The organism is Paenibacillus sp. 1182, assembly GCF_017833915.1.
In the GTDB taxonomy this organism is placed as follows: domain Bacteria; phylum Bacillota; class Bacilli; order Paenibacillales; family Paenibacillaceae; genus Paenibacillus; species Paenibacillus polymyxa_D.
Map to the genome: position 1 here is coordinate 252,374 of NZ_JAFICR010000007.1, position 13,078 is coordinate 265,451.

Sequence of the window (13,078 nt, forward strand, 5' to 3'; positions counted from 1 at the left end):
GGAAGAGTGCCATGGGGTATATTGATCAATTAATTGAAAACTACGGGTACGCAGCGGTTTTTATTGTGCTTGCCCTCGGGTTATTTAGCCTTCCGATTCCCGATGAAGTGATGGTACTATTTGTTGGCTATTTCACGAAAATCGGGCTGTTACATTATAGTTTTTCTTTCTTAGCTGTTTTTAGTGGGTCACTGATAGGCATGCTTGTTAGTTATGAAATAGGCAAAAGAATCGGTAGTCCACTACTAATTTGGCCTGGTAATGGTTTGGTTTCTCACTGAAATGGCGTAATAAGGCAGAACGCTGGATTCAAAAATACGGATCCCCGGCCATTATCGTCAGCTATTTTGTTCCTGGCATGCACCATGTTACGGGGTACTTTTGTGGCATTTCACATATGCCTCTAAAATCGTACATGCTATATGCTGGGGTGAGTGCTTTACTTTGGAGTCTACTATTTTTAACAATCGGACGAATATTTTACTCAGTTTAAGAGAAAGGTGTTTTAGAGATGACAAAACAAAATGAACAAATTACGATAGCCCCTGTACCGCAGGAAGAGCTAGCAATATTTAAGGAAGAATTACAAGAGGCATTTATGAAAGGGTTACAAGATAGTTTTCAAGAAGCAGAGGATCCAACAGAAATGGGACCAATCCCATCCGATGAGGATTTCGAGCATTCACTTACTGCAAAAGATTCGGTTGTGCGTCAAATTGTACTAAATGGCGAAAGAATCGGTGGCATCGTATTAAAAATTAATCCCGACACACAGCGAAACGAAGTGGACTTCTTGTATACAAAGGCTAATGCACACGGCAAAGGTCTTGGTACAAAGGCATGGGAAGCGATAGAAGCAGCTTTCCCAAAGACGAAGGTTTGGGAGCTACATACACCGTATTTTGAAAAGCGGAACATCCATTTTTATGTGAATAAATGTGGCTTTAAAATTGTGGAGTTTTATCACCGAGGCAATCCAGGACCGAGTATTGAAGGAGAAGAGCCTGAATCTGATGCAGATTATGAGTTTTTCCGTTTTGAAAAGGTCATGACAAAAGAAAGCAGTGAAGCGTAATGCAAGGAAAGGTCTCACAGCTTTGGGCATTGATGAATCGCAGTCAAATGGCGAAGGGGCAATTAGTCTTTTTATTTTTCATTAGTTTAGTGGAGGTTGCAGCTGGGCTTGCTGTCCCCCTGTTAACGATGAAGCTCATTAATCAAATTTCAGATGCGGGTTTTGCCGTAACATCACTCTTGCCAGTCATTGCGATTTTAATTGTGCAAGCGATGTTAAGTGCCATTGCGTTTTATCTGATGCGCCGTTTAGGTGAAAAGGTTGTCGCGAATTTAAGGACAGAAGTATGGGAACATATGCTACATTTACGTTTATCGTATTATGATGCGCATGAATCAGGCGAAACGATGAGCCGCATTACGCAGGATACAAATGTCGTGAAGGAGTTTGTGACCGAGCAGCTCGTGTCCTTTGTGTCAGGACTATTTGCGATCCTCGGTGCCGTTGTTGTTTTACTATGGATTGACTGGAAAATGACATTGCTACTCCTGATTGCTGTGCCACTGACAATTTTTGTGACGTATCCATTAGGCGAAAAAATGTATGCCATCTCAGTAGAAAATCAGGATGAGCTAGCAGGCTTTGGCGGACGATTAGGACGTATTTTATCGAATATTCGTCTTGTGAAAGCGTCGCAAACGGAGCAGCAGGAGCTAGCAGGCGGTAAAAAGCAAATTCAGCAGCTGTACAAGTACGGTTTAAAGGAAGCGAAGATTGTTGCGATTCTTTCACCACTGATGACGCTACTCATGATGGTCGTATTGATTGCGATTTTCGGCTATGGCGGCTCACAGGTAGCAACAGGAGCAATCACTTCAGGCGAGCTTGTTGCCATTATGATTTATTTAGTGCAAATTATTATGCCATTTACACAAATGGCGACGTTCTTTACCAATTTACAAAAAACACTTGGTGCGACAGAGCGTATTGTTGAAGCACTCAATGTGAAGCGTGAAGTACAAGACGGGAAACCAGTATCTGCTACACCACTACCTATCCACTTCCAAAACGTATCGTTTAAATATAATGAAAAGTATGTATTAAATGACATGACATTTACGTTAGAACCGAATGAAACGACCGCCTTTGTCAGCCGAAGTGGTGGTGGGAAAACGACGATGTTCTCCCTTATTGAACGATTTTATGACGTGACATCAGGTGCGATACTGTATGGTAACGAAAACATTGAGCAATTTAACTTAACAGAGTGGCGTGGGCTGTTTGGCTATGTAAGTCAAAATGCACCGTTATTAAATGGAACGATTCGTGACAACGTCATGTACGGGACGAATGGAGCAAGCGAACAAGAGGTACTTGCCGCATTAAAAGCAGCCTATGCCTATGATTTTGTCATGCAGCTGGACAAACGCCTCGATACAGAGGTTGGTGAAGGAGGTATTAAGCTTTCAGGTGGTCAAAAACAGCGTATTGCGATTGCTCGTGCGATTTTACGAAGTCCGAGAATCTTATTACTTGATGAGGCGACATCGAACTTAGATAACGAATCAGAGCGTGAAGTGCAGCTTGCCCTTCAAGCGTTAACGAAAAACCGGATGACGATCATCATCGCCCATCGATTATCCACGATTACAAGTGCAGACCAAATCCTTGTCTTTGAAGAAGGACGCCTGTCAGGTCAAGGCACACATGAAGCATTACAAAAAACACATCCGTATTATCAACAACTTTGGCATAATGGTCGTTTGACTGAAGATTAGACTATAGGATGCAAAAAGGTTTCTAGTAAGTTACTTTCGTGTTCTCTTTGAAAGTAAAGACATTAAAATAACTAATGAAATGGAAGTGGGACAGAACAAAATTCCACTTCCTAAATATTAACAATTTTACATATTCAATCAGCCTCTAAATGACAACATGGCGACGCTGAAAGGCCTTAATGCGATTGTGACGACCTTCTACCGTTGCGTTTGTCCACCGACATTGATGATAGTTTACGATTTCTATGTTCCAATTGCGCATCGTTTTTAAGGTGCTACCAACAGCAGGGTGGTCCATCTTTTCGCCTTGCTCACACCAACGCTCAATCCCAGTTTGGCAGCACTAAAGTTAGGCGAGCAGTCATTGCTTCCTTCCATTCACATACGCTGCGAAGCAGCGGGGAGAAGGTTAGTAGCGTCTCCAGTCGGGTACGGCTCTCCTCTACCAGCGATTCTGCAGGCGGATTGAGTAAGCGATGGTGGGCTTTTAGGTAAGTCCTTGCCCGTGGCAATAGCGTAGACTGAACGGTTTTCCCATGCTGTTCGCTCAGGCTTAAGATACTGATGCCTAATTTTCAAAAACGAAATTATGCAAAATGCTCATGTAAAAAGGTGTCCCCCAGCCATTTGCTACAGGCCAGAGAACACCTTTTACTCAACTTTATATCCCTCACCACTTTTGCTCTAACGCTTTGCCCTCGGGTCCAATACATCCCGCAGCCCATCACCCATCAGATTAAAGCCTAATACGGTCAGCATGATAGATATCCCCGGAAAAATAACTGTCCACGGCGCGTTCTGGATATATTGCCGCGAATCGGACAACATTTTACCCCACTCTGGCTCAGGAGGTTGTGCACCCAAGCCTAGAAATCCAAGCGCTGCCGCTTCAATGATAGCCGTTCCGATCCCCAACGTTCCCTGTACGATGATTGGTGTCAGGCTGTTAGGCAAAATATAACGGAGGATGATTCGTGTATTATTGGCTCCAAGCGCTCTAGCAGAAGTGATATACTCCTCTGTTTTGACACTCAGCACCTTAGAGCGAACTAACCTTCCATACGTTGGCACATTGACAATGGCAATGGCGTACAACGCATTTTCCAATGAAGGCCCTAGAATGGCCACAATAGCAATGGCCAGCAAAATCCCCGGAAATGCCAGTAAAATGTCGAATAGCCGCGAGATGGCCATATCTGCCCATTTTCCGTAAAATCCTGCGATTAAACCTAAGGCGGTTCCTACAATCATTGAACCAATAACGGACAAGAAACCGACCCACAACGAGATTCTGGCTCCATACAGGGTACGAGTCAGTAAATCTCGACCGAGATCATCCGTACCGAACCAATGCTCCGCAGAAGGAGGCTGCAAACGGCTCACCAAATTTTGCTCTTTATAGTCAAAAGGAGCAATCCACGGCGCGATCAAAGCAATGATGACAAAGAAGATAATAATGCTCAGGCCGACGAGCGCCATTTTATTGTGACGGAAAGCCCTCCATGCGTCTCTCCAAGGACCAGTCACGACAGGCAAATGCGCCAATGTACTGCGTGTCGTCGGTATGTTGTTGGGTTCCATTGAAAATTGTGACATCGGACAAGCTCCCCCTTGAACAATTGGCGACTTGATTACTGATAACGGATACGCCGATCGAGAACCGCGTACAGCAAATCGACAATCAGATTAATGATGACGAACAGAAACGCTATGATCAGAATTCCGCTTTGAATAACCGGATAGTCACGCGAGCTGATCGCTTCAAAAATGTACCGCCCGATGCCGGGCCAGGCAAAAATGGTTTCTGTCAGTACCGCGCCTCCCAGTAGTGATCCCGTCTGAAGACCGATGACAGTAAGCACAGGGATCGCAGCATTTTTAAGCGCATGTTTGTACACGACTTGAAAAGATGCCAGCCCCTTCGCCCGAGCCGTACGGATATAGTCCGCATCCATAACCTCCAGCATACTGGAACGGGTAATGCGCGCAATGACCGCCATTGGAATCGTTCCCAGTGCGATACTGGGTAGGATCAAATGCTTGATAACGGTCCACACCTGATCCATACGTCCACCTATGAACGCATCAATCACGGCTAAATGTGTCACAGCTTCCACCGGATCACGGGAATTCATGCGTCCGATGGAAGGAAGCCAATGCAGCTTATTTGCAAAAATCCATTGCTCCATCAAGCCCAGCCAAAAAATCGGCATCGATACTCCGACCAGTGCAATGACCATGCTGACATAGTCAAACCAGGAATTTCGCTTCCAGGCACTCACGATGCCAGCGTTCATTCCAACTACTATGGCAAAAAACATGCTCGCTACTGTCAACTCCAGCGTAGCCGCCAGATAAGGAAGCATTTCCCGGGCAATCGGCTGTCTGGTGCGAATGGAATCACCCAAGTCTCCATGTGCCAGTTCACTCAAATAGGTTCCATATTGCTGAAACCACGGCTTATCCAGTCCCAATTGCTCACGTAGCGCCTGCTTGGACTGTTCCGTAGCTTTATCTCCTAGTATGGTTTCCGCCGGATCACCCGGAATAGCATGAATAATCGAAAATACGATAAGCGTCATGCCTAGTAATACAGGAATCAATATGGCCAGTCTTTTTACAATATATGAGTTCATATCCTATTCACCGCCTGCTTGCGTTTGGGCTATTCAAAATAAATATTTCCGTACGCTTCCATACCTGCCGGAGAAGGTACAAAACCCTTGAGGTTCGCTTTACCTGCCATCAACGGTGTGCTGTGAACCAAGGGAATCCACGGTGCATCCTGTTTAATAATCACTTGTGCTTGTTTATACAGTTCCCCACGCTTGTCCTGATCGACCTCAACCTGCGCCTTCACCAATACTTTATGGAGTTCCTCATTCACATAAAAACTACGGTTATTGCCTGGAATCGTATCCTTGTCCAGCAATGTATAAAGGAAATTATCCGGGTCACCATTGTCCCCGTTCCATCCCAGCATGTACAGATCATCCTTCTCTCCTGCTTTAAGATCATCCAGATACGTAGCCCATTCTGGAGATTGGATGTTGACTTTGACGCCTATTTTTTCAAAATCGGCTTGAATGGCCTCGGCCACCTTTTTGCCGTCAGGCATATAAGGACGAGATACGGGCATTGCATAGAAGGTTAACGGCTCGGGAAGCCCGTTAGGAAAGCCTGCTTCCGCCAGTAAAGATTTAGCCTTATCCAGATCATAGGCGTAGTCCTGAATACTATCGTTGTACCCCCATAACGTAGGTGGCATCGGATTGACCGCAGGCTTAGCCTGCCCTGCAAACAATGCATCAATAATGGCCTGTTTGTTCACTGCGTGATTCAGCGCCTGGCGCACCTTGGGATTATTGAATGTTTTTTTCTTTAAATTAAATCCAATGTACGCCACATTAAAGGAGGGACGTTCAATTTTCACCAATTCGCTATTACCGTCTAGCTGCTTTGCATCATCCGGATTCAAATCCTCCATCAGGTCAATTTCTCCATTTTGCAGAGCATTAAATCGCGCGGTATTGTCGGGTATGGAACGAACAATGATCTTTGCCAACTTCGGCTGGCCCTCTTTCCAATAGTTTGGATTCTTCTCCAGCGTGATGGTATCGTTCCGTTTCCATTCCTTAAATACAAAAGGCCCCGTGCCGACCGGATTACTCTTGAAATCAGCCTTTTTCTCCTGAATTGCCTTGGGACTTGCAATACTAAAGGATGGCATAGCGATATTTTGTAAAAACGGCGCCTGCGGCTTGTTTAGTGTAAACTGGACACTGTTCGCATCTACCGCTTTAATCTCCTTAATCACCCTACTTCCTTCAGGACCGAACATAGAATCATAATAGTCAAACGAGTCACCTTCAAATTTGTATGGACTTTTTGGATCAGCCCAGCGGTCAAAGTTAAACACAACCGCTTCAGCGTTAAAGTCACTTCCATCATGGAATTTTACACCCTGGCGCAGCTTGAACGTATAGACCAGTCCATCCGGTGATACTTCCCAGCTCTCTGCAAGTCCCGGTTGGATCTCCGTTGTGTTTTCCTTATATTCCAGCAGTGTGTCGAACACTTGCATTCCAATTTTTAGCGACTCGCTTTCAGTCACAATGGCAGGATCTAGCGCCACGGAATCTCCGCCGCGTCCATAAATAAGCGTGTCCTGCACGCCCTCTCCTGCTCCGCTTGGTGTTTTCCCTGCCTCTGGCTTTGCTCCTTCACCTGATCCCCCACAACCGGAAAGCGCCAAAACAGCTCCTAGCGCAAGCACCAGCAGAACGGTCCAGATTTTGTGTTTTGCATACTTTTTGCTCATGCAGCAAACCCCTTTCACACCTTATATATTGTTAATTCGTTGATACCGGATGAATGTCAATTCTTGAATTGACATGACAAGCTTGTCCTCAAGCTGTAATCCCAGGTTCCGAGTTCATCAAATAGGTGTAGTAGGACAGAAGTGTTCATAATCTAGTGGTGTAAGAGATGCTGTAGGGTAATAAATAAATGTGATGTGATAAAGAGAAAGAGGAGTATGTCAGGTCGTGGTGAAAGTGTGACATATACTCACAAACAGTGAATATTATGCTCAAACAAAGTTGATTATTGGATACTTTACTATAAAATCTGGAAGACGACAAGGGGGTTTTTCATACATTACGATATGTTTTTATACATCATGTCAATTAATATTACAAACCAACTTACACGATCATACCAAACATATATTCCTGCTGGGGGTCTTTAACCTCCAAGCAGGAGCATGATCTTACCTCAAAAATGTATTCAGCACCAAACCTACATCCTTAATATCCTAATTCCCAGGTATGTTCTGAAATAAACAAACATACAAGAGCTTTTACCGCTTGATTTGGCTGGTAGACATGCTGCATTTCCACCCAATGATTCACACTTTTAAAACGTTCTAGTTCAGCTTATGTAGAAATCATGAAGAACATCACTTTACAATAAGTGCAGGCGGTTGCCTTTGAACCGCCTGTCTATTTACGTTTCAGGCGTATGGATTAGTTTTCATGAAAATAATCCCTTTTTCGCATAAAATTTATAAAAGATCATTTGGTCGTTTTAAACACACCCAGACGGTTCAGTACGACCAGTAAGCGATAAAAATCGTAACTGCTTGGCAGTTTCGCATCCACAATCGGGCTTGCTGGATGAAATGCAACAGCGGCAGCCATTGCTTCCTTCGCCCAGGTCGGTACAGGCATAGTCTGATGCGCCTCCAGCTCAGCTACCCGCTGATCCACTTTTTTAATATAAGCGCTTTGTTCATTCAACGTCTGCTTGAGCACATCTTTGCTGTTTTCAAGAGCGGCGACCTGCTGCTGCAGGGCCTTAAATGCCGCTTTTTCCTCTGCTGTCATTGACTCATCCCCCTCTTCTCCTGCAAATGCTTGGCGTAGCTCGGCCTCTGTTCCGGCGTATACATTCAGGTCAACCGGCCCTTGAATTCCATCAACCCGTCCACTATCGCTGTATTGCCAAAAGTCCCAGTTCTTCCATGCTGTGGTGTCGCCGGGCACCCGTGTACTATAACGTGCAATCCACAGCTTATAACTGCCCAATGGCGCTTTGAAATGGGCAGCAAAAGCATTCCCTGTGTATACCATCGGCTTACAGCCGCTTACCCGTTCAAATTCCGTTACAAATGCCAACGCAACCTCATGAATCGTGGCCGAGCTAAGCCCTCCCGGATTATTTTCGTAATCCATCACCGCTGGCAAGTCCAGCGCTTTCGCCCCACCCACCTGCTCCAACACCTCGGCGAAATGCCTGGCTTCTGCTTTTGCTGCATTTACATCGGTCGCATCTACAAAATGGTACGCTCCCAGTAAGAGCCCGGCTGCCTTGATCCCTTTTGCATTCGTGATAAATGTCGGATCGACGTAACGCTGTCCTTGACTCGCTTTAATAAAGGCAAACGATTTACCATCGGCTCGTACACGCTTCCAATCAATCGTTCCCTGATATCGGGACACGTCAATGCCTTCGGTAGCATTAGGGCTACGACTTTGCATAAGGCGCTCCCTCCCTGTCATTATAATGTTGTAGCACTCTGTCTCTGTTATATATGCTTGGACCATCCATACGGTCTGGGCTTTTCCACTTTTACACCGAAAAAAGGGCAAAAAGGTAGTCAGCCTATTTGGGTGGTGGTCACTGGTGGCACTTTATGAAACTTTATTCTCTTTGTCGGAAGGGTCGGTTGACTTTATTTTTTCTCCACTTGACTTGGACTCAAAAATAGCTACCGCATTCCGTAAAATATCCGGCATCGGCACTCCCATTCTGCCCACATTTTCAATAATGGACAACAGCTCGTTCGCTAAATAAAAGAAAACGACGGCATCCCGGAAGTAATGTGCATCCCCGAGAATACCGTCGATTAGGTGAGCTACCGTAATGAGCAAAAACACGGTAACCTTGCGAAAAATACCGTAATACCCCTGGCGGCTTTTTAGCTCCCCATTAATCCAGGCCGCTGCCCATCCGGTGAAAAAGTCGATCACGACCATCCACCACAGCAACGTCAACATTGTGGTCCACCCCCCGAAAAAATAACCGATCAAGGTCCCCGTGGAAAGCCCCAGCCAAATCTGATCGATCTTTTCATGCATATTTGTTCCCCCTTTTGAACCTAGGTGTAAAGTGAATGCCCTTGGACTAATCCAAGGGCATTTAAACAATTATTTTTGTTTTGTTCTCTATACTGTTTTTTTACGGAAAATAGAGTTATACCATTTGACTGTTTCTTCCTGTTCATTTGAAACATCGGTTGATGATGAATTATCTACGTTGCCCGCTACTAGATCAGAACGCTTGGATAGAATAATCTTCATTACTTGTTCACGTTGCTTTTCATCTAAAGCGTAGCTCCCCAAAATCGTTGCTATATCGCCCTCTCTTCGCTCATAGCGGGTGATGCAAGCATGAGCACAAATACGCATTTGAGCCTCTGTTAAAGTGGCCATAGTTATGACTTCACCTCTTTTATATAAAAATTTCTGCAATAAATAATAGTCAGTACACATTATTTTGCTGTACTACCAAGCATGAGCTGGGTCAGCGTCACTTCGAGATCTGCAATACGCTGCTTCAGTTGATCTGTCTCACTCGGCTGTTGCTCTGCTTTTTGTGTCGTCAGTTCCTTAATTGCTTCCTCACTCAATCCTTCACTCCAGAACGTCGCCGGGTCTCTTCGTTCTGGAGCTGTAAATGTCTGAGCAAAATACACAGGTTCATCCCCACGTTCGTTTTCAGGCTTGTTTTGCCATTCACCATGCAGCTTCTGAAACGTTGCATGAGCCTCTTTGCTAAGTTGCTCGTATGCGTTTTGTGCTTCTAACAGTTTTTCTGCGTATACTGCTTCATAGGTCAGCCAACCTTGGATGTCAAAACGAGGATGGTATAGACCAGGTGGTACTGAAATCCCTACTGTATAACCAGCAGGGATGCTTTCTGAACTTGTTACATCTGTGGTACTAGAGCTACTGTCAGCAAGCCGATGGGTGTCTAGTTGTTGGTTTGTATCAGATTCAGATTGCGTAGGCGAAGATAGAGTGTAAAAAGGGACGATACCTGAAAAGGTGTCGTCCACCAGTTCGTCCTCCAGATAGAGGCCTTCTGTATTTACTTTAGGAACTACTTTCATGTTGTGACCTCCTTATTTTTCTGCAAGGAATGACAGCCCATCTAACCAGACGGTCATATAGGTTGTATTCTGCGTCTTTACCTGTCCTGCTGAATCTATCATTATTGTAGCATTGGGGGATTCGACCCCGCTCCCGTTGCTAGATCGCACTCTTATTTCTGTTAGGTTTCCAGGTCTGTATCCTACTGGCAAGGTGAACAGCAACGTTCCTGGTGCTACTACACCGCCTGTTGTGATGCCTCTAATAACGACAAGTTCGTCGTTCATTTTAAGGTACTTTACGGAAGAAGAAGACCACCCATTAAGCAATGTAGGTGTTAACCAAGCAGGATTATCCTTGTCAGCCTTCTTGTTCTCCAGCACCGACACACGCGCCGTGTTCTGCTGAACGCTATCTACCAAATCCGCAAGTAGCGTTTTTTCGTTGGCTGCATATGAGCCTATAAACGGCACGACTGGCGAACGGTCAAGCATAAGGTACGTAGCGGTGTATGTTGCCGCTTGGTCGTAGTTGCTTGTGTATATTATAGCCATCTGTTTACCATAAGCCGACGCAAAACTGATAAGACTGAACCTATTATCAACGACATTTCCACGGTATACAGCCAGTATCTTTTCTGTCATTTTAGACAGATTCGAACCCGGTAAGGCAGCATTATTTATTTGGTAGTTGCCGTTACTCTCAAATACCGGATTAGCCCGTTCACGCAACACAATCCCTGTGCCTACTTCAACCTGATTGTCTCCCTCAGTAAAGGAAAGTTGACCCTCTGATATGATAGGCTCCACGGTAGGCGTTGCAAGTTGATATACAAGTTGATACGGCGTATACCCTGCATAGGATTGTTGCGGTACGGATTGGGTAAAGTTAGGTGCGCCTACACGCTGAACCCAATACTTAGTGCCTGTACCGTTCCACGTTGCCGTGGTCATGGTTTGAGCATTCGCAGGAGTGATGGTGTTAGCATCGTACGCCTTGTACCCGTAAAAGTATGCTTTGATGTCATTCTGGTCCGGGCCGTAGCTGTCTGCCCATCCACTATCGGCAAGTGGGATGCCTAGGTAAATTTCTCCGGCTGCTGTGACTGCGTTTGAATCGGGTGTATTGCCCGTACTGCCTTGTGGCAATATCTTACCGTCGAACTTTGTACCAATGCCGCTACCCGCTACCGCTCCAGCCGACAGCCCCGACACTTTAACCTGTCTATTCCCGTTAGTAGCGCCGCCTTCGCCTTGTACCCATGCTAAACTCCCGTCTAACGTAACCCCATGCCACTTCTTGGACTTGAAGTATTGACCATCACGTTCAAACACTGTATCCGCATTAGCCCCCGTAACTGGGTCGGCGTACAGGTCTGTTTGCAACGCTAACATTGAGTCTTCGCGTGGTTTGAATGGTTTGGCTGCGCTGCCGATGTTGATAGAAACATCACGGAATACCGCCGTACCTGTTGCGGCAATATCAAGACCTACAATCACCTGTAAATATGACGTGTTGGCTGGCGTTGTGAAACTCTTAACCATTGTTTTTGTTCCGTTGGATGTGGCAAACGGACCAGTTGTGAAGTCCGCTAACACTTCCCCATTCTTTCCCATGGCTTGTAAGTTCCAGTATGCCCCTGATCCAATAGTACCGCCTATGTTAGACACATCAACCGTGACCGATAATGTATAGTCTGTTGCTGGTACCGCATTGACTTTATACCCCAGTGTATTAAAGCCAGACAGCCCCGTCGATTTATCTAGCCGCACCTGATTAGGACCTATAGTTGTTGCCGTTCCCGCCTGCGCAACGGTGGACCATTCATAAAAGCTCGGCAATAGGTTTTCCCCGTACCGTATCGCATATGGATTACGAACGGGCATTAAACTGTCAACATAGGGCCATTTGGCTGCTGCTTGTGCTGGCGTATAACTTGCAGCTGCTGTGTAGTCTGCCTCGCTGATCTCGTATACGCGCACACTGTCCATATTAAACGTATTGCCGCTTGCACCCGTGCCTGTGACTGTAACAATGTGAAAATAGTCCTTCGTCGTGAACCGTACAACAGACGGAGCAAAAACAGAGGCAGAAGTTACCTCGTTACCCACAGCACCAGCAATACCATTTATTGATATCGCCACCTTGCTGGTATTACCACTTTTCACGTCCGCTATTGCGATATATTTTCGTCCAGGTGTGGTCAAAAAACTTGCAGACGCAGTTGCAGACGCACTACCCAGCGTAATTTTAAATGAACTGCTGCCGTTGGTTTTGCTGTTAGAGTCTATTGCAATAGCTACGTTTGAGGACCATTCGCTCACTGTCTCGCAGCTACCCATCCGTCCCAACAAATTCACCAACGTACGCCCGCTCAGCCCCGTCAGCGAAAATGGCGCAGCCTTTTCCGTATGAACCATCTGCACCCCGGGTTCGAGAGTTACCGTCTTACGCTCTGTCGTATCCAAACGCTTCTTGATCGCATTCACACCATCATTCACGTCACCAGCAAATTCATCAACAGCCCGCCAGTTTTGGTCCAAATACTTCTCCAAATCAAAATACGTGGTTTTGGGCGATGTGCGGTCAATTTGATTTAAACCAAGATTCGGTGTTTTTTCACTTGCCAT

The 13,078-nt window shown here is 45.6% G+C and carries 12 protein-coding genes and 1 pseudogene; 4 read left to right on the top strand and 9 right to left on the bottom strand.

Annotation, left to right across the window (positions count from 1 at the left end; all coding sequences use genetic code 11):
* The first annotated feature begins 11 nt into the window (after positions 1-11).
* From JOD82_RS16230 to JOD82_RS16245, 4 genes are read left to right on the top strand one after another with little or no spacing between them, the layout of a single operon-like run.
* Positions 12-281, top strand: a complete 270-nt coding sequence (locus tag JOD82_RS16230) for a DedA family protein (RefSeq protein ID WP_209949667.1) — start codon at positions 12-14, stop codon at positions 279-281.
* A 53-nt stretch (positions 282-334) separates the two neighbouring features.
* Positions 335-493: a VTT domain-containing protein gene (locus JOD82_RS29785; RefSeq protein ID WP_397376028.1), complete on the top strand. Its 159-nt coding sequence runs from the start codon at positions 335-337 to the stop codon at positions 491-493.
* Between the two features lie 18 nt (positions 494-511).
* The gene (locus JOD82_RS16240; protein WP_029516178.1) at positions 512-1,075 is read left to right on the top strand and encodes a GNAT family N-acetyltransferase; all 564 of its coding nucleotides are present in this window, start codon (positions 512-514) and stop codon (positions 1,073-1,075) included.
* A complete protein-coding gene (locus tag JOD82_RS16245; protein WP_209949668.1) occupies positions 1,075-2,793 on the top strand; it encodes an ABC transporter ATP-binding protein in 1,719 nt (572 codons plus the stop codon). Before JOD82_RS16240 ends, JOD82_RS16245 begins: the two co-directional genes overlap by 1 nt.
* 157 nt (positions 2,794-2,950) lie before the next feature.
* Here the strand turns inward: JOD82_RS16245 and JOD82_RS29845 are convergent.
* The 9 genes and pseudogenes from JOD82_RS29845 to JOD82_RS16290 form a co-directional block, all read right to left on the bottom strand.
* A pseudogene (locus JOD82_RS29845) lies at positions 2,951-3,326 on the bottom strand (transposase); the annotation flags it as partial.
* A gap of 151 nt (positions 3,327-3,477) precedes the next feature.
* Entirely contained in the window at positions 3,478-4,389 is a 912-nt protein-coding gene (gene nikC, locus JOD82_RS16255) for a nickel transporter permease (RefSeq protein WP_209949669.1), read from the bottom strand.
* Positions 4,390-4,424: 35 nt separating this feature from the next.
* Positions 4,425-5,429, bottom strand: a complete 1,005-nt coding sequence (locus tag JOD82_RS16260) for an ABC transporter permease (RefSeq protein ID WP_029516174.1) — start codon at positions 5,427-5,429, stop codon at positions 4,425-4,427.
* 29 nt (positions 5,430-5,458) lie between these two features.
* Positions 5,459-7,114, bottom strand: a complete 1,656-nt coding sequence (locus JOD82_RS16265) for an ABC transporter substrate-binding protein (protein WP_069011561.1) — start codon at positions 7,112-7,114, stop codon at positions 5,459-5,461.
* Positions 7,115-7,868: 754 nt separating this feature from the next.
* Complete coding sequence (locus JOD82_RS16270; RefSeq protein ID WP_069011560.1) at positions 7,869-8,834, bottom strand: glycoside hydrolase family 25 protein; 966 nt, start codon at positions 8,832-8,834, stop codon at positions 7,869-7,871.
* Between the two features lie 153 nt (positions 8,835-8,987).
* A complete protein-coding gene (locus JOD82_RS16275) occupies positions 8,988-9,434 on the bottom strand; it encodes a phage holin family protein (RefSeq protein ID WP_039269501.1) in 447 nt (148 codons plus the stop codon).
* Between the two features lie 87 nt (positions 9,435-9,521).
* A complete protein-coding gene (locus JOD82_RS16280; protein WP_209949670.1) occupies positions 9,522-9,788 on the bottom strand; it encodes a hypothetical protein in 267 nt (88 codons plus the stop codon).
* Between the two features lie 59 nt (positions 9,789-9,847).
* Positions 9,848-10,468 carry a hypothetical protein gene (locus JOD82_RS16285; protein ID WP_209949671.1) on the bottom strand — a complete coding sequence of 207 codons (621 nt, stop codon included), beginning with the start codon at positions 10,466-10,468 and terminating at the stop codon, positions 9,848-9,850.
* A 12-nt stretch (positions 10,469-10,480) separates the two neighbouring features.
* Entirely contained in the window at positions 10,481-13,078 is a 2,598-nt protein-coding gene (locus JOD82_RS16290; protein ID WP_069011557.1) for a hypothetical protein, read from the bottom strand.